At 71.2% G+C, this 21,146-nt stretch carries 21 protein-coding genes, 1 tRNA gene and 1 pseudogene; 13 read left to right on the forward strand and 10 right to left on the reverse strand.

The window, feature by feature from the left end:
- The first annotated feature begins 4 nt into the window (after window positions 1-4).
- Entirely contained in the window at window positions 5-1,210 is a 1,206-nt protein-coding gene (locus ASD23_RS00085; protein ID WP_056004784.1) for a cation:proton antiporter, read from the forward strand.
- 15 nt (window positions 1,211-1,225) lie between these two features.
- On the opposite strand, the gene ASD23_RS00090 is transcribed toward ASD23_RS00085, so the two are convergent.
- Window positions 1,226-2,371, reverse strand: coding sequence for an LLM class flavin-dependent oxidoreductase (locus ASD23_RS00090; RefSeq protein WP_082571057.1), 1,146 nt, complete (start codon window positions 2,369-2,371; stop codon window positions 1,226-1,228).
- A 178-nt stretch (window positions 2,372-2,549) separates the two neighbouring features.
- On the opposite strand from ASD23_RS00090, the gene ASD23_RS00095 reads away from it, so the two are divergent.
- Window positions 2,550-3,203, forward strand: a complete 654-nt coding sequence (locus ASD23_RS00095; protein WP_056004786.1) for an NADPH-dependent F420 reductase — start codon at window positions 2,550-2,552, stop codon at window positions 3,201-3,203.
- A 51-nt stretch (window positions 3,204-3,254) separates the two neighbouring features.
- Window positions 3,255-3,947, forward strand: coding sequence for a DNA alkylation repair protein (locus ASD23_RS00100; RefSeq protein WP_056004788.1), 693 nt, complete (start codon window positions 3,255-3,257; stop codon window positions 3,945-3,947).
- Window positions 3,948-3,977: 30 nt separating this feature from the next.
- Here the strand turns inward: ASD23_RS00100 and ASD23_RS00105 are convergent, their stop codons facing one another.
- A complete protein-coding gene (locus ASD23_RS00105) occupies window positions 3,978-5,474 on the reverse strand; it encodes an MFS transporter (RefSeq protein ID WP_165877387.1) in 1,497 nt (498 codons plus the stop codon).
- 111 nt (window positions 5,475-5,585) lie between these two features.
- Between ASD23_RS00105 and ASD23_RS00110 the strand changes: the two genes are divergently transcribed.
- Both ASD23_RS00110 and surE read left to right on the forward strand, forming a co-directional pair.
- Window positions 5,586-6,566: a 1-phosphofructokinase family hexose kinase gene (locus tag ASD23_RS00110; RefSeq protein WP_056004789.1), complete on the forward strand. Its 981-nt coding sequence runs from the start codon at window positions 5,586-5,588 to the stop codon at window positions 6,564-6,566.
- Window positions 6,563-7,318 carry a 5'/3'-nucleotidase SurE gene (gene surE / locus ASD23_RS00115; RefSeq protein WP_056004791.1) on the forward strand — a complete coding sequence of 252 codons (756 nt, stop codon included), beginning with the start codon at window positions 6,563-6,565 and terminating at the stop codon, window positions 7,316-7,318. Before ASD23_RS00110 ends, surE begins: the two co-directional genes overlap by 4 nt.
- 86 nt (window positions 7,319-7,404) lie before the next feature.
- On the opposite strand, the gene ASD23_RS00120 is transcribed toward surE, so the two are convergent.
- The 4 genes from ASD23_RS00120 to ASD23_RS00135 all read right to left on the reverse strand — a co-directional run bounded on the left by ASD23_RS00120 (window position 7,405) and on the right by ASD23_RS00135 (window position 10,204).
- Window positions 7,405-7,477: transfer RNA gene (locus ASD23_RS00120), tRNA-Ala, on the reverse strand.
- A gap of 63 nt (window positions 7,478-7,540) precedes the next feature.
- A complete protein-coding gene (locus ASD23_RS00125; RefSeq protein WP_056004793.1) occupies window positions 7,541-8,587 on the reverse strand; it encodes a hypothetical protein in 1,047 nt (348 codons plus the stop codon).
- Window positions 8,588-8,639: 52 nt separating this feature from the next.
- On the reverse strand, window positions 8,640-9,302 hold the full coding sequence (locus ASD23_RS00130; protein WP_056004795.1) for a GNAT family N-acetyltransferase: 663 nt from the start codon (window positions 9,300-9,302) through the stop codon (window positions 8,640-8,642).
- A gap of 2 nt (window positions 9,303-9,304) precedes the next feature.
- A complete protein-coding gene (locus ASD23_RS00135) occupies window positions 9,305-10,204 on the reverse strand; it encodes a UTP--glucose-1-phosphate uridylyltransferase (protein ID WP_056004797.1) in 900 nt (299 codons plus the stop codon).
- A 63-nt stretch (window positions 10,205-10,267) separates the two neighbouring features.
- Here ASD23_RS00135 and ASD23_RS00140 point away from each other — a divergent pair, with 63 nt between their 5' ends.
- Together ASD23_RS00140 and ASD23_RS19145 are read left to right on the forward strand one after the other, a co-directional pair.
- Window positions 10,268-10,846: a 5-formyltetrahydrofolate cyclo-ligase gene (locus ASD23_RS00140; protein ID WP_056004799.1), complete on the forward strand. Its 579-nt coding sequence runs from the start codon at window positions 10,268-10,270 to the stop codon at window positions 10,844-10,846.
- A 42-nt stretch (window positions 10,847-10,888) separates the two neighbouring features.
- Window positions 10,889-11,029: pseudogene (locus tag ASD23_RS19145) on the forward strand (FmdB family zinc ribbon protein); the annotation flags it as partial.
- Window positions 11,030-11,043: 14 nt separating this feature from the next.
- Here the strand turns inward: ASD23_RS19145 and ASD23_RS19150 are convergent.
- Window positions 11,044-11,286 carry a hypothetical protein gene (locus ASD23_RS19150; RefSeq protein WP_056004801.1) on the reverse strand — a complete coding sequence of 81 codons (243 nt, stop codon included), beginning with the start codon at window positions 11,284-11,286 and terminating at the stop codon, window positions 11,044-11,046.
- 48 nt (window positions 11,287-11,334) lie between these two features.
- On the opposite strand from ASD23_RS19150, the gene mscL reads away from it, so the two are divergent.
- The gene (mscL, locus tag ASD23_RS00150; RefSeq protein WP_056004803.1) at window positions 11,335-11,757 is read left to right on the forward strand and encodes a large conductance mechanosensitive channel protein MscL; all 423 of its coding nucleotides are present in this window, start codon (window positions 11,335-11,337) and stop codon (window positions 11,755-11,757) included.
- Here mscL and ASD23_RS00155 read toward each other — a convergent pair whose 3' ends face one another.
- Both ASD23_RS00155 and ASD23_RS00160 read right to left on the reverse strand, forming a co-directional pair.
- A complete protein-coding gene (locus ASD23_RS00155; protein ID WP_056004805.1) occupies window positions 11,758-11,967 on the reverse strand; it encodes a hypothetical protein in 210 nt (69 codons plus the stop codon).
- Window positions 11,964-15,737: an ATP-binding protein gene (locus ASD23_RS00160; RefSeq protein WP_056004810.1), complete on the reverse strand. Its 3,774-nt coding sequence runs from the start codon at window positions 15,735-15,737 to the stop codon at window positions 11,964-11,966. Before ASD23_RS00160 ends, ASD23_RS00155 begins: the two co-directional genes overlap by 4 nt.
- 96 nt (window positions 15,738-15,833) lie before the next feature.
- Here ASD23_RS00160 and ASD23_RS00165 point away from each other — a divergent pair, with 96 nt between their 5' ends.
- From ASD23_RS00165 to ASD23_RS00175, 3 genes are read left to right on the forward strand one after another with little or no spacing between them, the layout of a single operon-like run.
- Window positions 15,834-17,555: an FAD-dependent oxidoreductase gene (locus tag ASD23_RS00165; RefSeq protein WP_082571059.1), complete on the forward strand. Its 1,722-nt coding sequence runs from the start codon at window positions 15,834-15,836 to the stop codon at window positions 17,553-17,555.
- 52 nt (window positions 17,556-17,607) lie between these two features.
- Window positions 17,608-17,916 carry a rhodanese-like domain-containing protein gene (locus ASD23_RS00170; protein WP_056004812.1) on the forward strand — a complete coding sequence of 103 codons (309 nt, stop codon included), beginning with the start codon at window positions 17,608-17,610 and terminating at the stop codon, window positions 17,914-17,916.
- Window positions 17,913-18,203 carry a metal-sensitive transcriptional regulator gene (locus tag ASD23_RS00175; RefSeq protein ID WP_056004814.1) on the forward strand — a complete coding sequence of 97 codons (291 nt, stop codon included), beginning with the start codon at window positions 17,913-17,915 and terminating at the stop codon, window positions 18,201-18,203. Before ASD23_RS00170 ends, ASD23_RS00175 begins: the two co-directional genes overlap by 4 nt.
- A 57-nt stretch (window positions 18,204-18,260) precedes the next feature.
- Here the strand turns inward: ASD23_RS00175 and ald are convergent, their stop codons facing one another.
- Window positions 18,261-19,358: an alanine dehydrogenase gene (ald, locus tag ASD23_RS00180; protein WP_056004816.1), complete on the reverse strand. Its 1,098-nt coding sequence runs from the start codon at window positions 19,356-19,358 to the stop codon at window positions 18,261-18,263.
- Window positions 19,359-19,504: 146 nt separating this feature from the next.
- Between ald and ASD23_RS00185 the strand changes: the two genes are divergently transcribed.
- Together ASD23_RS00185 and ASD23_RS00190 are read left to right on the forward strand one after the other, a co-directional pair.
- Window positions 19,505-20,020 carry an Lrp/AsnC family transcriptional regulator gene (locus ASD23_RS00185; RefSeq protein ID WP_056004818.1) on the forward strand — a complete coding sequence of 172 codons (516 nt, stop codon included), beginning with the start codon at window positions 19,505-19,507 and terminating at the stop codon, window positions 20,018-20,020.
- Between the two features lie 79 nt (window positions 20,021-20,099).
- On the forward strand, window positions 20,100-21,146 hold the full coding sequence (locus ASD23_RS00190; protein ID WP_056004820.1) for an ATP-dependent DNA ligase: 1,047 nt from the start codon (window positions 20,100-20,102) through the stop codon (window positions 21,144-21,146).

The following is a 21,146-nucleotide window of genomic DNA, read 5'->3' on the forward strand; positions in this document are numbered from 1 at the left end:
GCGAATGCACGAGACCACGCTGCTCCTCATCGAAGTCGGCGCGCTGCTTCTCGGCATGAGTCTGCTCGGGCGCCTCGCGCTCGCGTTCGGCATCTCGCCGATCCCGTTCTACCTCGTGCTCGGCCTGGCATTCGGCGAGGGCGGGTTCATCGCCCTCGATGCGAGCGAGGAGTTCTTCCAGACCGGCGCCGAGATCGGCGTGATCCTGCTGCTCGCACTGCTCGGCCTCGAGTACACCGCTTCTGAGCTCTTCGGCAGCCTCAAGTCCGCGCGCACCGCGGGGCTCATCGATGCCGCGCTCAACGCCCTGCCGGGTGCCGCGCTCGCGCTCCTCCTCGGATGGGGTCCGGTCGCCGCGGTCGCGATGGCGGGCGTCACGTGGGTGTCGTCGTCCGGCGTCATCGCGAAGCTCCTGCGCGACCTCGGCCGGCTCTCGAACCGCGAGACGCCGGCGATCCTCGCGCTGCTCGTCATCGAGGACCTCGCGATGGCGTTCTACCTGCCCGTGCTCTCCGCGCTCGTCGTCGGCATGAGCCTCATGCAGGGCGCCGTCTCCGTCGCGATCGCGGTGAGCGTCGTCGCCGTCATCCTCTACGTGGCCCTGCGGCACGGGCACATCGTCTCGCGGCTCTTCCCTGCCGATCACTACGAGCCCCTGCTCCTCGGCGTGCTCGGCCTCACCATGCTCGTCGCCGGCCTCGCGGCCGAGGTGAGCGTCTCGGCCGCCGTCGGCGCGTTCCTCGTGGGCATCGCGCTCTCGGGCCGGGTCGCAGCGAACGCGAGTCAGGTGCTCACCCCGCTCCGCGACCTCTTCGCCGCCATCTTCTTCGTCTTCTTCGGGCTCACGACCGACTCCTCGGCGCTGCTGTCGATGCTGCCGGCGGCACTCGCCCTCGCTCTCGTGACGATCATCACGAAGCTCATCACGGGCGCCTACGCCGCACGTCGCGCCGGTGTCGGCACGCTCGGCCAGTGGCGCGCCGGTCTCTCGCTCGCGCCTCGCGGCGAGTTCTCGATCGTCATCGCGGGGCTCGCGGTCGGCTCGGGAGTCGTCGCCCCCGAGCTCGCTCCGCTCGCGACGGGCTACGTGCTCATCACGATCGTCGCCGGCACGTTCCTCGCTCGCGTGCCCGACGCGCTCTGGTTCCGGGCTGCGGTGCGCCGGCGCCGGGCGGCTTCCGGGGCGAGCCCGGTGCCGCCGACCGCCTGACGCCGGCGGAACCGGTCAGTCGGTCGGCTGGTCGGCGGATGCCGCGGCATCCGCCCGATCCGCCGCGGCGAGGTCGGAGGCACCGAGGTCGGCGACGGCCGCGAGCTCGGCGTCGGCGGCATCGGCGGCGGCGAGCAGCTGCTTGACCCGCGGCACGACCTCGGTGGCGTAGAGCTCGATGCTGCGCATCATCGCCTCGTGCGGCAACGCACCGTTGGAGTACTTCATGTCGAAGCGGGTGGCCCCGACGGCGCGCATGGCGTCGGCGATCTTCACGGCGACTCTCTCGGGCGACCCGGCGTAGAGGGCGCCGTTCGGCCCTGCCTCGCCTTCGAAGTGATCGCGATCGACCGCGCCCCAGCCGCGCTCGCGCCCGATGCGGTCGATGCTGACCTTGTAGTGCGGCCAGAGCGTGTCGAGCGCCTCGGCGTCGGTCTCGGCGATGAACCCCGGCGAGTGGATCGCGATCGGCTGGAGCGGGTGGCCGAACTGGCCGAGGGCTCGCCGGTAGAGGTCGGCGAGCGGCGCGAATCGGGCGGGGCTGCCGCCGATGATCGCGAGCACGAGCGGCAGGCCGTAGTGCGCGGCGCGCACGACGGACTCGGGGCTGCCGCCGACGCCGACCCACGTCTTCAGCCGGCCGTGCTCGACGGGCGGGTAGACGAGCTGGTCGGTCAGGGAGGAGCGGAGCTGGCCGCTCCACGTGACGGGCTCCTGCGGGAGCAGCGCGGCGAAGAGGTTGAGCTTCTCCTCGAAGAGCTCCTGGTACTGGTTCAGCTCGAAGCCGAACAGCGGGAACGACTCGATGAAGGAGCCACGACCGAGGATGACCTCTGCACGGCCGTTCGAGAGCCCGTCGAGCGTCGCGAAGCGCTCGAACACGCGCACGGGGTCGTCGGAGCTCAGCACCGTGACCGCGGAGCCGAGGTGGATGCGCTCCGTGCGGCCGGCGATCGCGCCGAGCACGACCTCGGGTGCTGAGACCGCGAAGTCCACGCGATGGTGCTCGCCGAGGCCGAAGAAGTCGAGACCGAGCCGGTCGGCGAGCACGGCCTCCTCCACGACATCGCGCAGCACCTGGGCGTGCGGCAGCAGGCTGCCGTCAGCACCGCTCGTCACGTCGCCGAAGGTGTCGATCCCGAATTCGTACCGCTCAGACATCCCGATCCCTCTCCACGTTTCCATGCATCTGCATGCATGGTTCGGAACCACCGTCGACCTGAGACTATTCCCCGCCGTTGCCGAGCGCACCGGCTCGGGAATGCCCGCCGGGTTCACGGCGTTCATTTGCATGAGGACGCATCGATTCCGGTGCGTCGTGGGATGGGAGAATCAAGACGTGACGGATCGGCCGGTCATCGGAATCTACGGCGCGGGCAAGGTGGGCACAGCCCTCGCCCGCCTGCTCGTGGCATCCGGGCACCGAGTGCTCATCGCGGGCTCCCCCCGTCAGACCGCGCTCGACCTGGTCGTCGGCGTCGTCGCCCCGGGCGCAGAGGTCACCTCCCCGGACGAGCTCGCCGAGACCGCCGACGTCATCATCGTGGCCGTGCCGTTCGGCAAGGCCGGTACCGTGCCCTGGCACGCGTTCGACGACCGCATCGTCGTCGATGCGATGAACTACTGGCCACCGGTCGACGGCAACATCGCCGAGATCGACGACGACCCGCGCACGACGAGCGAGGTCAACGCCGCTCGCAACCCGCGCGCCCGCGTCGTGAAGTCGCTGAACCACCTCGGCTACCACGAGATGGAGGACGACAGCATGGCCGCCGGCTCCCCGCTGCGCCGCGCCCTCGCCGTCGTGGGCGACGACGCCGACGCACGGGCAGTCGTCGCGGAGATCATCGACGAGCTGGGCTTCGACCCGGTCGACGGCGGCGAGCTCCGGCACGGCGTCGCACTCGAGCCCGGACACCCCGCCTTCGGTCGAGAACTCTCGGCCGGCGAGCTCGCGGCGCTCCTCACCCCCGCCGTGCACCTGGCCGCCTGACCCGTCGCGCGCCTTCGGTCGCTACGCTGATCCCGACGACGGGAGGCACGTGTGGACGCCGCAGAGCTCATCGCCGCCCTCGAGTCGCTCGCGAGCGACGAGGAGCGCGAGAAGTACACCCGGTACTTCCCGCCCGACCCCGACGCCCCGTTCATCGGCGTGCGCATGGGCGCCGTGTTCGACCTCGCCAAGACGGCGCTCGACCTGCCGGCGGGCGAGCTCGAGACGCTGCTCGAGCAGCCGACGCACGAGGTGCGCGCCCTCGCCTGCAGCATCATGGGCAAATGCGCCGCACGGCCGAAGACCCACGAAGATCGACGTGGTGAGCTGTACGAGCTCTACCTGCGCCGGCACGACCGCATCGACCAGTGGGACCTCGTCGACCTCGCCGCGCGCGACGTCGCCGGCGGCTACCTGCTCGAACGTGATCGCACGCCGCTCGCCGGGCTCGCGGCATCCGCGTTCTGGCCCGAACGCCGCACCGCCCTCGTGGCGACCTTCGCCTTCCTCCGTCGCGGCGAGCTCGACGACGCCTACGACCTCGCCGAGACACTCTCCGAGGACCCCGAGCCGCTCGTGCAGAAGGCGCTCGGCTGGGTGCTCAGGGCCGCGGGCGACCACGATCGCGACCGGCTCACCGCCTTCGTCGAGCGGCATGCCGCGACGATGCCGCGCGTCGCGCTGCGCGCCGCCATCGAGCACTTCGAGAAGCCCGAGCGGGCGAGGATCCTCGCGATCCGCTGAGGGCCGGGAGCCGGGCGGGCTGCGGGTGGCTCAGTCCGCGTCCTCAGCGGGGGCATCGCCGAGCGCACTCCGCCGACGGCCGCGCTCCCCGAGGTCGAGCACGCCGATCCCGAAGGCGACGGCGACGAGCACGGCGACGGCGATCATCCCCATGGCGTACGCGTCGCGATAGACCGACAGGTCGGGCTCGCCGCTGGACTCGCGGTAGATCGTGGAGTAGAAGAGCGAGAGCGTGATCGCCGTGCCGATCGCCGTGCCGATGCGCTGGCCGAGCTGCCCGACCGACCCGGCGAGACCGCCCTGCTTCACCGGGACGTCGGCGAGGGCGAGCGTCTGGTTAGGCGAGATGACGAAGCCGCCGCCTGCGCCGCTGAAGATCATGGCGACGGCGATCGCCCACGGCGTCAGCTCGGGCGAGGTCGCGAACACGGCGAGCACCGAGAGACCGATGCCGACGAGCAGCAGCACGAGACCCCAGACGACGAGCGGACGGCCCACCCGGTTCACCAGGTTGCCGCCGACGTACGAGGTCACCGCGCTCACGAGCGCGAACCCGATCGTGACCATGCCCGCGTAGACCGCCGCGAGGCCGAGGCCGTGCTGCAGGTAGAGCGTCGTGAGCAGGAACATGGGCGGGAGTGCCGCGAAGTACACGCTCGAGAGCGCAGTGCCGTTGCGGTACGAGCTGACGCCGAAGAGCGCGAGCGGCACGAGCGGATGCCGCCCGCTCGCCGCGTAGCGCCGCTCCCACACGAGGAATGCGGTGAACGCGAACACGAAGATCACGAGCACCCACCATCTGGCGGGGTCGTCGTCGGGCGAACCGGTCGTGAAGAGGAACGGCCACATGAGCGACACCACGCTGATGCCGAACAGCGTGATGCCGACGGGGTCGAGCGACAGGGGCTTGCCCGACGGATGCCGCGTCAGCGGGAGCAGCCAGATCGCCAGCACGATGGCCGCGAGCGCGAGCGGCACGTTGATCCAGAAGATGCCGCGCCATCCGTCTTCGGGGCCGCCGATCGCGATCATGAGCCCGCCGAGGGTCGGACCGAACGCGGTCGCGAGGCCGATCGTCGCTCCGAACAGTCCGAACGCCTTGCCGCGCTCCTTGCCGTGGAAGAGCTCCTGGATGAGGCCGAGGACCTGCGGCATCTGGATGCCCGCGGCGACGCCCTGCAGGAGCCGCGCGATGAGGAGCACCGTCGCGTTCGGTGCGAGCGCGGCGATGCAGCTCGTGAGGGTGAAGAGGCTGAGGCCCACGATGAAGAGCGTCTTGCGCGAGCGCTGGTCGCCGATGCGTCCGGCCGGCACGAGCGTCAGGCCGAAGGTGAGCACGTACCCCGCGACGATGAGCTGCAGCTCGGTCGAGCCCGCGTCGAACGCGTCCTCGATGGCGGGAAGCCCGACGTTGACCTTCGAGAGATCCATGATCGTGAGGCCTGCCACGGCCACGCACACCCAGTACGCGCGCCATCGGTGGGCGTCGGAGACGGGGATCGATCGGGTGGCCGGCGCGTCTGACATCCGTTCCACCATACGCCCGGGCGCGCCATGATAATCGCTCGCCGTGGCGAGGTGAACCCCGTGGCGGCCCGCCTCGGGCGGTCGTACCGTCGGAGTCGAGGAGGTGCTCGCATGCCGAAGGTGATGATCTTCGCCCCCTCACCCCTCTTGACGGTGACCATCGAGGGCGGCGCGAGGGGGACCGAACTGCACGTGCACGCCGGAGGCCAGGGCGTCTGGCAGTCGAAGATGCTGCGGACGCTCGGCGCGGAGGTCTCGATCTGCGGGGTCCTGACGGGTGAGTCCGGACGAGTCGTGCAGCACCTGCTCGAAGACGACGGGCTCACCGTGCACGCCGTGCACCGGGACGGTCGCGGCGGCGCCTACGTGCACGATCGCCGGAGCGGCGAGCGGGTCGAGGTCGTCGAGCTCGCAGGCGACCCGCTCTCACGGCATGAACTCGACGAGTTGTACACGACGACGATCCGCGAGGCGATGTCGGCCGACCTCGTGCTGCTGAGCGGTCCCGCCGGAGACGGCGTGCTGCCCGACGACGTGTACCGCCGGCTCGCCTCCGACCTGACCGCGGCGGGGCGAACGGTCGTCGTCGACCTGGCCGGTGGCCGCCTCGCCGCGGCGCTCGAAGGCGGAGTCCGGCTCGCGAAGGTGAGCGAGACCGAGCTCGAAGCGGCGGATGCCTCCAGCAGCGCGTCCATGGCCGGTCTGATCGCCTCGGCCACCCGTCTCCGGGACGCCGGCGCCCGGAGCGTCGTCGTGACCAGGGCCGGCCGACCCGCGGTGCTCATCGACGGCGATGAGGTGTCCACCGTGCATGCCCCGGTCATGGAGGCAGTCGACCCGAGCGGTGCAGGCGACTCGTTCACCGCCGCGCTGGCGGCCTCGCTCGCCGAAGGCGACTCGCTGCACGGGGCCGTCGCCCTCGCCGCGGCAGCCGGTGCGCTCAACGTCACCCGGCATGGCCTCGGCACCGGCGATGCCGAGGCGATCCGCCGCCTGAGCACGCAGGTCGAGATCATCCGCGCCGATCGCGAAGCCCGTGCGCAGCTCTCCCCCGACGAACTCGCCGGCCGGCTCGAGGTGGACGAGCGATGAGCGCCCTCCTCGTCACCAACGACGACGGCATCGACTCGCCGGGCCTGCACGCACTCGCCGCCGTGGCGATCGAGGAGGGCCTCGAGGTCGTCATCGCGGCGCCGTCGACGCAGTCGAGCGGCAGCAGCGCGTCGATCACCGGTGCCGAGGCGGACGGCCGCATCCACATGGAGCCACGCACCATCGCGGGCCTCGAGATCCCCTGCTTCGCCGTGCGCGCGGCGCCGGCACTCATCGCGCTGATCGCGTCGCACGGTGCGTTCGGCTCGGCTCCCGATCTCGTGCTCTCAGGAGTGAATCGCGGCGCCAACATCGGCCGGGCGATCCTGCATTCCGGCACAGTCGGGGCCGCACTCACCGCCGGGGCCAACGGTGCACGCGGACTGGCCGTCTCGCTCGATGTCGGCATGGATCCCGACACCTGTCACTGGACGGCGGCGGCCGAAGCTGCGCGAGTGCTCCTCCGAGGTGTGCTGGACGCACCGCCCGGCACGGTGCTGAACCTCAACGTGCCGAACGCCGCCGATGCGGGCAGCCGACCGCTTCGTGCTGCGACCCTCGCCCCGTTCGGCATCGTGCAGACCACGGCCGCCGAGCACGGCGAAGGCGAGGTGCGGCTGACCGTCGCCGACCTGACCGGCGAACAGGATCCCCGGAGTGACGCGGCCCTGCTCGTCGCAGGCCACCCGACGCTCACCTCGATCACCGGAATCGGCGAGACGGCACCGCCCGCCGGGCTCTCGGCCGAATGAGCGGGGGCTCGTCGACACAGACCCGAAACGTTGACACAGCCCCGAGAACGAGAAATGCCCCGCCTGACGGCGGGGCATTCTCTCGGTGGACCCTAGGAGATTCGAACTCCTGACCTCCTCGATGCGAACGAGGCGCGCTACCAGCTGCGCCAAGGGCCCGAGCGAGAAAAAGCTTATCATCCCGCAGTCGGTGGTTCAGACCATCCGCACCGCTCGGGCCGGTCAACCGGCCTGGCGCCGACGTCGCAGCACGGCGTCGAGGTCGTCGAATCCCGGCTGCGCCTCGTCGATGATGCCCATGCGCGCGTACGGGCTGACGGGCGTGTCGTCGCGCACCGGAGGCGTCGCCGAGGCACGAGCACCGGATGCCGCGGCGTGCGCCGCCGGCGCGATGACGGGCAGCTCGGGTTCGAGCTCCGCAGCACGTCGCGCGATGTCGTCGCCGACCTCTGCGCGCTTGAGTTCCGCAGCGGCATCGATGGACGCCATCGCCATCGCGGCGATCGTGCCCCGCGAGAGGTGCAGCGGCCGGGGAAGCGGCTGGGGCACCCAGCCGTCGACCTGCGATTCGGGCTCGACGAGGTCGATGGGCTCGAACGGTTGCGCCTCGACGACGGCCATGGGAGGGGCGGCGACGCGAACCGCGGGGCGCACACGCGCGAGTCGGACGAGACCGGAGACGGCGAGGGCGATGCCGAGCGCACCGACCACGGGCACGATGAGCGACCCGCCGAGCGCGGCCGCGATGCCGCCGCCGACCACCGTGAGCAGTGCGACGAGCAGCACGAGCGAGCAGAGTGCGCGGCCGCGGCGCAGTCGCTTGCGTGCCAGGGCGCTGCCCGCAGGACGCGCCACGGGGGCGGGCGCCGCCGGCGGCTCGACCGGCGCGATGATGGCGATCGGCTCGGTCGCCGCTGCGGCGGCCGCGAGCACGACGCCCACGCGGAGCCGGGCGGCATCGACGGCGCCTTCGGCAGCCCATCGCTCCGCGAGCGCCTCCCGTTCCTCGGCCTCGGCCGTGAGCCGGGCCGTCGCCTCGCGCTGCTGCAGGATGCGCTGCTGCGCCGCGACCTCGCGAGCCGTCGCCTCGACCCTCACGGCCTCGGGCGTCTCGGCGGTCTCAGCCAGGATGCGGAGGGTCTGCTGGAGCCGTACCGCGTTGCGTTCGGTGGCCAGGTACTGGCGCCGACGGAGCCAGTTCGGCAGGAGGTACGCGATCCACAGCGCGGCCGCCACAGCCACGAGCAGTCCCCCACCGATCACGTCCATGGGACAACGCTAGGTCACTGCATGCCTTCGGACGTACTCGCCGCCCGCGTGTTCACCGATCGGGCAGCCGCAGCGGCTGAGCGGATGCCTCGCGGTCGGCATCGCTCACCCGTGCGAGCCCCTCGGGCACGAGCCCGTCGCGCCACCGGCGGAGCACTCCGCGCGGCACCTCCTCCGCCACGAGGGCGAATGCGAAGTGGTCGCTCCAGATGCCATTGATGTGGATGAATCGACGCCGCAGCCCCTCGTAGCGGAAGCCGAGCTTCTCGACCACGCGCAGCGACGGCCCGTTCTCGGGACGGATGCAGATCTCCATGCGATGCAGCCTCAAGGTGCCGAAGCAGTAGTCGGTGGCGAGGGCGACGGCCGTCGGGGTGATGCCCCGCCCCGCGACATCCTGTGCAACCCAGTAGCCGATCGTCGCAGACGACAGCGAGCCGTACGCGATCGATGAGACGTTCAGCTGCCCGACCAGCTGCCCTTCGACCTCGATGACGAACGGGAGCGCATGCCCGGTGCGGGCGTGCGCCAGCAGGTTGCGGATGCTCCCGCGCGTGTCGATGATCGAGCCGCCGCCCGGGTACGTCGCCTCCCACTGCCGGAGCCACCCGCGATTCGCGATCAGGACGCGCTCGAGCGGCTTGGCGTCGCGGACGCGGATGGGTCGCAGCGTGACGTCACCGTCTCGCAGGGTGGGCACGGCGACTGCGGGCATTCTCAGACTGTATCGAGTCCTGCCGCGTACTCGATGAGCCACGGGCGGAGATCCGGCCCGAGGTCGTCGCGATCGGCGGCGAGCTGGATGACCGCCTTGATGTAGTCGAGCTTGTCGCCCGTGTCGTACCGGCGCCCCCGGAAGACGACGCCGTACACGCCGCCGGTGCCCTCGACGTCGCCCGCCATGGTCATGAGCGCGTCGGTCAGCTGGATCTCCCCGCCCTTGCCGGGGGGCGTCTGCTCGAGGATGCCGAAGACCTCGGGCTTCAGCACGTAGCGGCCGATGACCGCGTAGTTCGACGGCGCGACGTCTTTCGCCGGCTTCTCGACGAGGCCGGTGACGCGCACGACGTCGGGGTCGTCGGTCGCCTCGACCGCTGCGGCGCCGTAGAGGTGGATGGAGTCGGGATCGACCTCGAGGAGCGCGACGATCGAGGCGTCCCGCGCCACCTGCTCGTCGAGCATCCGCGTCAGGAGGGGGTCGCGGGCGTCGATGATGTCGTCGCCGAGGAGCACGGCGAACGGCTGGTCGCCGACGTGCATGTGGGCGCGCAGCACCGCGTGGCCGAGGCCGAGCGGATCACCCTGGCGCACGTAGTGCATGTCGGCGAGGTCGGTCGACTCGGTGACCTTCGCGAGCTTGACCGTGTCGCCCTTGGCCTCGAGGGTCGCCTCGAGTTCGGCGACGCGGTCGAAGTGGTTCTCGAGGGCGTTCTTGTTCCGCCCGGTCACCATCAGCACGTCGGTGAGGCCGGCCTCGACGGCCTCTTCCACGACGTACTGGATGGCCGGCCGGTCGACGACCGGGAGCATCTCCTTCGGCATCGCCTTCGTCGCGGGCAGGAAGCGAGTGCCGAGCCCTGCAGCGGGAATGACGGCCTTCGTGATCCGTTGAGTCATGCGACTCAGCGTACCCGTCGCCCCTCTGAGGCGTTCCGGCCGCATCGTCCTAGGATGTGTGGCATGCCCGACGATCCGGATGTGGACAAGCGGATCCTCCGCGCCGAGTTGCGAGAGCGACGCCGCAACATGCCGGCTCACGAGCGCGAACTCGCGACCGAGGGCTTCACCGCCCGGCTCGAGGAGCTGATCGGCTCGACGCAGGCGGAATCGATCTCCTGCTACCTCTCGATGCCGACCGAGCCGAACACCCGGCCGTTCGTGAACTGGGCCGAGGCCCGCGGCATCCGCGTGCTGTTCCCGGTGACACGCGAAGACGGCCTGCTCGACTGGACGGTCGGCGAAGAGGAGACCGAGACGCTCGGCCTCCACGGCACGCCCGAGGCGGTCGGTGAACTGCTCGGGCCCATGGCGATCAACGACGTCGATCTCATCATCGTCCCGGCCGCCGCCATCGACGCGACGGGCATGCGCCTCGGCTGGGGCAGGGGCTATTTCGACAAGACCCTCGGATCGATGGGAAAATGTCCCCCGGTGTACGCCGTGGTCTTCGACAGCGAGTTCGTCGAGACCGTGCCGCGTGAGGTCCACGACCAGCCCGTGAACGGCATCGTGACACCCACGCGCATCATCGCGTTCTGACCGGCGAACCGGCGACGCAAACCCGAGACCGGAAGAAGCTCCATGCCCACGTACTCCTACCGTTGCACCGAGTGCGACAACGCCTTCGACATCCACCAGGCCTTCACCGACGACACGCTCACGGTCTGCGAGGTGTGCGGCGGCAAGCTGCGCAAGCTCTTCAACACGATCGGCGTGACCTTCAACGGCTCCGGCTTCTACCGCACCGATTCCCGCAACGGCGGCTCGGGCTCCTCGGGTTCCGGTTCCGGGTCGTCATCGGGCTCGTCGAGCTCGTCGAGCTCGTCGAGCTCGTCGAGCTCGAGTTCATCGAGCTCGGGTTCGTCGGGCTCGGGTTCGTCGAGCTCCTCCGGCGGGTCGTCGGGGTCCGGTTCCTCGTCGTCGTCGGGCGGCTCCTCGTCGAAGTGACCGTCGGCTAGCGTGGTGGCCGTCGAAACCACGACACCCGGATCCGAGCACTCGGATCCCCCATCGACGAAGGGCGAGCCGTGATCAAGGGCTTCAAGGAATTCATCATGCGGGGCAACGTCATCGACCTCGCCGTCGCGGTGGTCATCGGTGCCGCATTCACCTCGGTCGTGAACGCGATCGTCGCAGGGCTCATCAATCCCCTGATCAGCCTGCTCTTCAAGGCCGACACCCTCGACGACCTCACCTTCAAGCTCGGCCCCGCGACGTTCGCCTACGGATCGATCATCGGGGCGATCATCTCGTTCCTCGCCGTCGCCGCCGTCGTCTACTTCGTGTTCGTCATGCCGATGAACCACTTCAAGGAGCGGGCGGAGGCCAAGCGAAAGGCGGGTCGGCCCGACCCCGAGGAGCCCGAGACCGAGCTCACCGTGCTCGCGCAGATCCGCGACCTGCTCGCCGAGCGCAGCACCGACGCCGGCACTGGCGCGCATCGCGAGTGATCAGGTCTGCTTCCAGTGCGGCGGCCGGTCGCGGGTCAGGCGTTCGTCGTCGGATGTCCCGGGGCCGGCCTTCCCCGTGCGCGGCTCAGGCGCTTCGAGCCGGTCGACCGGCACTTCGGGTGACGGATCGGAACCGGGCGCAGGCGTGAGCCTCGCGCGGCGCGCCCGCCCGGTGGCGCGTTCGACCCGCTGACGCGGTTCCTCGGTCATCGGCGTTCGGCCGCGACATCCGCCGTTCGCTCGGCGTCCGGCCTCCCGAGCAGTGACGCGACCCGCGACGCGACCGCCTCGGGATTGCCGAAGAGCTCGAAGCTGTGCACGCGCAGGTAGTGCCAGCCGAGGCGGCGCAGCACATCGGGGCGCAGGCGAAGCGACTCGCGAAGGCTGAGGCCGGCGAGCGCGTCATCGGTCTCGACGACGACCGCCTTGCCGGCGTTGGCGGCGGCGAGCGCGAGGCGTCCGCGGTGGCCGACGCTGACCCGCACGCCGCGGCGCTCGAGCCGCGCGGCGAGGTCGTGCAGCATCGAGGGGGCTTCCCCGGTCGCGCTGGGCCCGGCCGCGCGCTCCTCGGTCTGCGTGAGCACGTTGGCGAGGGCGAGCACGCCGTGGCTCTGGCGGTCCTCGTCGATGTCCTCGGGGCGGAACGCCGAGACGACGTCCATCGAGCGCCGTGCGCGGGTCATGCCGACGGCGAGGAGCCGGTCGCCACCGGGCTCGCCGAGCGATCCGAAGTTCGAGAGCAGACGTCCGTGCGGGGTGCGCCCGTAGCCCACCGAGAAGATCACCCGGTCGCGGCTCTGCGCGACGGCCTGCTCGAGGGTGAGCACCGTGAACGGCTCGGCACGGTCCTTCAGGATGAAGTCGGAAAGGTCGGTGCGCTTGGCGAACGCCGCGAGCACCGCCTGGTGCACCCGCGCGGCGTGCTTGGTGCTGGCGGTGATGACCATGAGGGACTCGCGAGGGCGCTTGACCGCGTGCTCCATGACGAGCTCGACGACCTTCGCGACCTCGGAGTCGATCGACTCGACGGTGCCGGTGACGGTGTCGGGCAGGCCGTTGCCCGAGACGTAGTGCAGGCCGAGGCTGCCGTGGCCGAGGAAGCTGCCGGCCCAGGGCAGCGACACGATGCGCCCGGCGTAGAAGCGGTTGTTCACGAGCTCGGCGAGGTCTTCGCCGCCGGCCCGGTAGCTGCGGGTCAGGGTGAGGGTCGGCAGGAGCTCACCGAGCCGGGCCAGCGCCGAGTCGGCGTGCAGGGCGTCGACGCCGTGCTCGGTCGACGACGCACGAGGCTGCTCGACGTCGTCGAGGCCGGTCTCGAAGAGGGTCGGCGTCTGGGTGACCGGGTCGCCGAACGCGACGACCTGCTTCGCCCGGCGGATGGCGCCGAGGTTCTCGGCGATGCTCGTGGCACCGGCATCGACGAGGATCACCGTGTCGAAGCCGATCGAGTCGTCGATCGCGGCGACGTCGTACGGTGACGCGAGCCAGATCGGCGCAAGGGCGCGGAAGAGGTGGGGCGTCTCCGCCTGCAGCGTCGCGGGACGCACCCGGTCGCCGCGGAGCATCCGCTTCAGTCGCCCGGCCTCGTCGGCGTGGTCGACGAGGGCGACCTTCCAGTTCTCGGCGAGCCGCCAGGCGAGGAGTGGGCCGGCGGCAGAGGCGTGGGCCTCGTCGACGAGGCGGAAGTCGCCCTCGAGGCGGTCGAGCACCGAGGTGTTGGCACCGAGCAGCGCCTTCTCGTTCGCGAGCACCGATTCCAGCACCGACTGCCACCAGGCGAGCTCGAGTTCGGCCGCGACCGCGCGCTCGGGCACGTGCCGCTTGGCGAGGTCGAGCAGCAGCGGGTCGAGGCCGAGGTCGCGCAGGCGCCCGAGCACCGCCGTGCGCTCCTGCAGGTTCGTCAGCACCTCGGACTCGGCGGCGAGCCCCTCGAGCGCCGAGGTGAGCTCGCGAATCGGGCGGGAGGCGAGCTGGCGCGAGGTGCCGACGACACCGAGCGGCGCGTCGAGCGCGCCGAGGTCGGCGACGACCTGCTGGTATGCGACGTGCACGTCGTCGATGCCGACGGGAACGCCGGGGATCGCACCGGCATCCGAGTACCGCTGCCAGAGCGTGCGCTGCTGCTGGATGCCGCGGAGCGCCGAGTTGAGGTCGGAGACGTGCACGCCGGGGCGCACGAACTCGAGTGCGTGCCGCCGCAGACGCCGACGGTTCGCACCGGACATGCCGGGCGAGTCGCGCCGTGACGAGGTCGCCGCGATGAGCTCGCCGAGCGGCCGGTCGAAGACCGAGGGCTGGAAGCGGTCGAGCGTCTCGCGCACGTCGAGCAGCAGTCGGAGGAAGACGCCGAGCTCGGCGACCGACTCGAACTCGCGCAGGCGGGTCTGCGCGATGAGCGCTCGGCCACGGTCGAGCAGTCGCGGCAGGTCGCTGCGCGAGAGTCGCTTCGCGAGCTCGTGCGCACCCGTCGCCTCTTCGGAGGAGGTGAACGAGGCGCCGTACCAGGGCGAGTCTCCGGGGCCGTAGCGGAACTCGCCGAGCGCGGCGGCTCGGGCGAGATCGCCGGCGACCTCGTCACGACGGTCGGCGACCGCCACGAGCGCGGCATGGTCGAGGCGCGCCGTCGTCGACGGGGGGCTCGGCACGAGCGCGAGGCTCGCGAGCTCGCCGAGCGCGTCGAGCACTGAGACGTGCAGCTCGGGGTCCTTGCGGGTGAGCGCGGAGCGGTAGTCGAGCAGCACCTTGCGGAGGCGCACGAGCGCGTCGTCGACGTCGGCGACCCTCGGCCGCTCCGCCTTCTCGTTGCGCGAGATCGACTGGATCAGTTCACGACGGAGTCCGGCCGTGGTGACGGCGGCGCCGCCGAGCCCGACCTGCCCGAGGCGGTGCGCGATGCCGTCGAGGCTCGCTCGCCGCGCGCCGACGACCAGCACGCGCTTGTCCTTCGCGACGAGCGCCCCGATCGCGTTGACGATGGTCTGCGTGCCGCCGGTGCCGGGCAACGTCTTCACGACGACCGAGGTGCCCGCCTCGATCTCGGCGACCGCCTGTTCCTGCTCGGGGTCGGCGTCGAGGAGGAGCGTGTCGGTCGAGGGCGGGCGCGCGTCCTGCGAGACCGCGCGCACGCGCTCCCCCGTGGCGGCGACGACCGACGCGCGCGACGCGGGGTTGCCGGCGATCGCGTCGATGACGGGGTGCTCGAGCTTCGCGGCATCCGCTGCCATCTCGGGGCCGACCTCGGCGAACGAGGAGACGACGAGGCGCGGCGCGACGTGGAACCAGGGCAGGTGGCTCGTGAGGCCACGGAGCCGGTCGATGACGGGCTGCGGCTTGAACACGCCGTTCGTGATCGCGAGCGCCACGAACGCGTCGGCGTCGAGCGTGATCTGGAACTGCTCGCGGAGTTCGCGGGCGAGCGCCGGGTTCAGGAACGGCTGCCCCTTGAGCTTCAGCTCGAAGTCGCGGCCGTACCGGCGGATCGCGAGCGGGCGCAGGAGGACCGGGGCCAGGAACTCCTCGCCGGCGTTGCGCCACGAGGCGAGGCCGATCGCGAGGTGCACCGACTCGATGCCGCGCACCGAGCGCAGTTCGATGCCCTTCTGCGTGATCTCGGCTGCGGCGAGCCGCGCGTTCCTGAGGGCCAGCTCGTCGCGGATGAGGCTCGAGAGCAGGGTCGACTTGCCGGTGATGAACTGGGGCAGGCCGCCGGGGTGCGTCGTGGAGAGTTCGATGCGCGTGTGCGGCGTGTCGACGAAGCGGGCGAGCGGCGAGCGTCCGCCGACGGCGGCGAGCTCGGCGTTCCAGCGCCGCCAGGCGGGTTCGGCGACGTTGCCCGCGACCAGGTCGGGGTCGCCGAGGCTCAATCCGTCGGGGCTCGTGATGTCGTGTCGCATGTGTTCCGGGGTGAGGTCGTCGGCGGCAGCATCGATCTCGGGGTCGAGGATGTCCTCCTCGTCGTGATTCCGATCGAGCCGCCGCACACGGACACCATACGTGGAATCACGCGGAATCCTCGGAGCATCGCCGCATCCGGAGCGCTTTCGATACCCCCAGGGTATTGTGCTAGCGTCGCCCGGGTGAGTCCAGCACTGCCCGAGCGCCCTGCCGCCACCGTCGAATCGCCCGCCACTGCCCCGCGCACGACCGTCATCATCGGCGGTGTCGCGGGTGGCATGTCCGCGGCGACGCGCTTGCGCCGACTCGACGAGGAGCGCGAGATCATCGTGCTCGAACGCAGCAGCGAGGTCTCCTTCGCCAACTGCGGACTGCCGTACCACGTGTCGGGCGTGATCGCCGATCGGGAGGCCCTCTCGCTGCAGAGCCCCGAGCGCCTCGCCGCGCGGTTCCGCATCGACGCCCGGGTGCGGCACGAGGCCGTGGCGATCGATCGGGCGGCGAAGACCGTGATGGTGCGCCGCCTCGACGACGACGCGACGGCGGAGATCGGCTACGACGAGCTCGTGCTCTCCCCCGGCGCGGCACCACGTCGGCTCGCGAATGCCGCCGCCGACGCGCCGGTGCGCACGCTCCGCACGCTCGACGACCTCGACCGGATCATGGCCGACCTCGACGACGTGCCGCCCGCCGGCCCCGTCGTGGTCGTCGGCGGCGGCTTCATCGGCATCGAGATGGCCGACAACCTGCACCGGCGGGGACTCGACGTCACCCTCGTGCAGCGCGGCACCCATCTCCTCGCCGAGCTCGACGAGGAGATGGCCTCGCCCATCGCCGACCACCTGCTCGGTCTCGGCGTCGACGTGCGCCTCGGCGGGGTCGTCGCCGCGGTCGGCGTCGACCACGTGCTGCTCGACGATGGCGGCCGGCTGCCCGCGGCACTCGTGATCGCCGCGATCGGCGTCACCCCCGAGGCATCCCTCGCCGCCGATGCCGGACTCGAGCTCGGCGCGAGCGGAGGCATCGCGGTCGACGCCTTCCACCGCACGAGCGACCCGTCGATCTTCGCGATCGGCGACGCAGCGGAGAAGCGGGACGCGATCGACGGCAGCGGAACGCTCGCGACCCTCGCCGGGCTCGCGAACCGCCACGGCCGCGCCGTCGCCGACGCGATCGCCCGAGGCGCCACGCCGGCACGTCCCGCACTCGGCACGTCGATCGTCGATGCCGCCGGCCTCACCGCGGCGAGCGTCGGCTGGTCGGAGCGCGTCGCCCGCCGGCGCGGTCGCGAGGTGCGCGTCATCCACACCCACCCGTTCTCGCACGCGAGCTACTACCCCGGCGCGGTGCCGCTCTCGATGAAGCTCGTGGTCGACGCCCATGACGACCGCATCCTCGGCGCACAGGTGGTCGGCACCGACGGCGTCGACAAGCGCATCGACGTCATCGCCACTGCGATGAGCGTCGGGCTCGCGGCATCCGCCCTCGCCGATCTCGAACTCGCTTACGCGCCGCAGTACGGCTCGGCGAAGGACCCGATCAACATGCTCGGCTACGTCGCGCGCAACCTCGCGAGCGGTGAGGACCGCGTCATCCAGTGGCACGAACTCGACCGGGAGGTCGCGGCGGGAGCGGTGCTCGTCGATGTGCGGGCCGAGGCCCAGCTCGCCGAAGGGCGCATCCCGGGTGCCCACTGGATCCCGGTGGAGTCGCTCCGAGAGCGCCACGCGGAGTTCACCGGCCGGCGGATCGTCGTGCAGTGCCGCGTCGGACAGGGCGCGCACACGGCGGCCCGCCTGCTCTCCGAGCTCGGCCACGACGTCGTGAACCTCGACGGCGGCTACCTCACCTGGCGCGACGGCCGACGCGCGCGCGCCCTCGCCGAACTGCCGCTCGCGGCCTGAACCGTCCAGCCTGCACCCAGCACCCAGCCCGCCACCGAAACAGGAGCCCCAGATGCGATCCACCACCCCGAACGACGTCCACGCGATCGCCGACGCCGTCATCCTCGATGTGCGCGAACCTGGCGAACTCGCCCAGGCCCGCATCGAGGGCACGCTCGACATCCCGCTCGGCGAGCTCGTCGAGCGAGTCGAGGAGGTGCCGAGCGACACGACCGTCTACGTGCTCTGCCACGTCGGCGGTCGGAGCGCACAGGCCGTGCAGTACCTGGAGAGCCGCGGCGTCGACGCGGTGAACATCGACGGCGGCATCGTGGCGTGGCACCGGGCGGGGCTGCCCGTCACGCTCGGCGGCGCGTCATGACGTCGACAGAATCGAAGGCCGATGCGCAGCGCCGCATCGCCAATCGCCTCAAGCGCGCGAGGGGTCAGCTGAACGCCGTCATCGACGCCGTGGAGTCGGGAGCCGACTGCCGCACGGTCGTCACCCAGCTCTCGGCAGTGTCGAGCGCGCTCGACAAGGCCGGCTTCGCGGTCATCTCCACGGCCATGCGCGAGTGCCTCGCCGAGCCCGACGAGCCGCAGACGACGGATGCCTCGGGCCGCCTCAGCGTCGACGAACTCGAGAAGCTCTTCCTCACGCTCTCCTGAGCCGATCGGCCGAACCGCTGCGGCGGGCGCTCGAGGCGCCGCCGCGGCGTGGCCCGATCAGATCGAGGCGAGCTCGAGCCCGTGCGCGGCGGCGACACCCTCGTTCGTGAGCTTGCCGGCGGTCGCGTTCAGGCCCTTGGCGAGCGCGGGGTCCGCGGCGAGCGCGGCCTCCCAGCCGAGGTCGGCGATCTTCAGCGTGTACGGAAGCGTCGCGTTCGTGAGCGCCGGCGTCGACGTCGCGGGCACGGCGCCCGGCATGTTGGCGACGCAGTAGTAGATGGCGTCGTGCACGCGGAAGGTCGGTTCGGCGTGCGTGGTCGGGCGCGAGCCCTCGAAGCATCCGCCTTGGTCGATCGCGATGTCGACGAGCACGGAGCCCGGCTTCATGGCCGCCACCATCGCGTCGCTGACGACCTTCGGCGCGGCGGCGCCCGGCACGAGCACGGCGCCGACGACGAGGTCGGCGTCCTTCAGCTGGCGCGCGATCTCGTACGGCGATGAGGCGAGCGTGTGGATGCGGTGGTCGTAGCGCGCGTCGATCTCGCGCAGCTTCGGCAGCGAGATGTCGAAGACGGTGACGTCGGCGCCGAGGCCCAGCGCGGTCGCCGCGGCCTGCTCGCCCGCGACGCCGCCGCCGATGACGACGACCTTGGCGGGCGAGGTGCCCGGCACGCCCGCGAGCAGCACGCCGCGGCCACCCTTCGAGGCGAGCAGCTCGGCAGCGCCGACCTGGGGGGCGAGACGACCCGCGACCTCGCTCATGGGGGTGAGCAGCGGCAGCGAGCGGTCGGCGAGCTGCACCGTCTCGTAGGCGATCGCGGTGACGCCCGAGTCGAGGATCGCCCGGGTCAGCGGCAGGTCGGCCGCGAGGTGGAGGTAGGTGAAGAGCGTGAGGTCGTCGCGGAGGAAGCCGTACTCGGCCGCGATCGGCTCCTTGACCTTCAGCACGAGTTCGGCCGACCATGCCTCGTCGGCAGTCGCCACGATCGTCGCGCCGGCCTCGGCGTACTCGGCGTCGGCGTAGCCGGCACCGGTGCCTGCACCCGCCTGGATGGCGACCTCGTGGCCGCGGGTCGCGAGCGCGTGCACGCCCGCGGGCGTCATCGCGACGCGGAACTCGTTGTTCTTGATCTCTGCAGGCACGCCGATGCGCATGGGGTTTGCTCCGTTGCTGTGTTTCGAATGTCGTGGTGACAAGTGGCATTATTCTCGCCGCTTATTCGCCACGCCGACAGGTCGACCGCACAGAATTCGATAGAATCGCGACATCCGCTGCACTCATTCGAATCAAGGATGTCTCGATGCCCGATGCACCGCAGATCAGCGCACCCGGCGCTGAGCCCACGCCCGTCGTGCTCGACGCGATCGACCGCCAGATCATCGCCCGACTGCACGAGAACGCGCGCATCCCGAACGTCGACCTCGCCCGTGCCGTCGGCGTCTCGCCCTCGACCTGCCTCGCCCGCGTGCGCTCGCTCCGCGAACGCGGCGTCATCGTGCGCTACACCGCCGAGATCGATCCCGCGGCGCTCGGCTACCACCTCCAGGCGCTCGTGAGCGTGCGCATCCGGCCCGGTGCCCGACACCTCATGGAGCAGATCTCCGACGAGCTCCGCACGCAGCCCGAGGTCTCGCAGCTCTTCTTCCTCGGCGGCTCGGAGGACTTCCTCATCCATGTGCGCGTGCGCGACAGCGAGCACGTGCGCCAGTTCGTGCTGAAGAACCTCTCGGCGAACCCGGCGGTCGCCCTCACCGAGACGAACCTCGTCTTCGAGCACCACACGGCGTTGTCCGCGGGGCTCCGCGCGGTCATCTGAGGCTCGCTTCGGCCGCAGCATCGCGAGCGGATGCCGCGAACCCTCGCCAGCCGGCCCGACCCGCCCTATCGTGGACGGCATGGCGCCCAACGAGATCGTCGCCCCCATGCTCGCGAAGGCCGTGCCCGGCGTGCCCGATCCCCACTCGGTCGAGGGCGGCCTCGCCTACGAGCCGAAGTGGGACGGATTCCGCGGCATCGTGTCGTTCGACGGTCACGACGTCGAGATCGGCAGCCGCGGTGCGAAACCGCTCACCCGCTACTTCCCAGAGCTCGTCGAGGCGTTCGCACGCCTGCTGCCGGCGCCCTGCGTGCTCGACGGCGAGATCGTCATCTCGACGGCCCGCACGGGGCAGGCGCGCCTCGACTGGGAGGCGCTCTCGCAGCGCATCCACCCGGCCGCGAGCCGAGTAGAGCTCCTGGCACGCGAGACACCCGCGATGTTCGTGGCGTTCGACCTCATCGACGCCGACGGCGTCTCCCTGCTCGACCGGCCGTTCTCCGAGCGCCGCGCCGCGCTCGAACGACTCGTCGGCGGCATCGGCGACCCGATCCGGCTGACCCGCATCACGACCGATGTCGCGCTCGCGCGGCGGTGGCTCGAGGAGTTCGAGGGAGCCGGCCTCGACGGGGTCGTGGCCAAGCCGCTCGCCGCGCCGTACTCCCCCGGCAAGCGGGTCATGCTGAAGGCGAAGCACCACCGCAGCGCCGACGTGGTCGCGCTCGGCTACCGCATCCACGCCTCGGGCAACGGCGTCGGCTCGATCCTGCTCGGCCTGTACGACGACGAGGGGCGGCTCCGGAACGTCGGCGGCATGTCGGCGTTCAGCAACGCCCGTCGGCTCGAGCTCATCGACGAGCTCGAACCCTACGTCGTGCGGGATGACGACGGCGCGATGGTCACGGGCGAGACGGACCGCAGCCGGTTCTCGTCGGGCCGCGACGTGTCGTTCGTGCAGTTGCGGCCGGAGCTCGTCGCCGAGGTCCGCTACGACCAGCTCGAGGGCGACCGGTTCCGCCACACCGCGCAGTTCGAGCGATGGCGACCCGATCGCGAGCCGCGCTCGTGCACCTTCGAGCAGATCGAGCGACCGGTGGCGTACGACCTCGACGACGTGCTCGGCTGA

Source organism: Agromyces sp. Root1464 (assembly GCF_001427265.1).
GTDB lineage: Bacteria > Actinomycetota > Actinomycetes > Actinomycetales > Microbacteriaceae > Agromyces > Agromyces fucosus.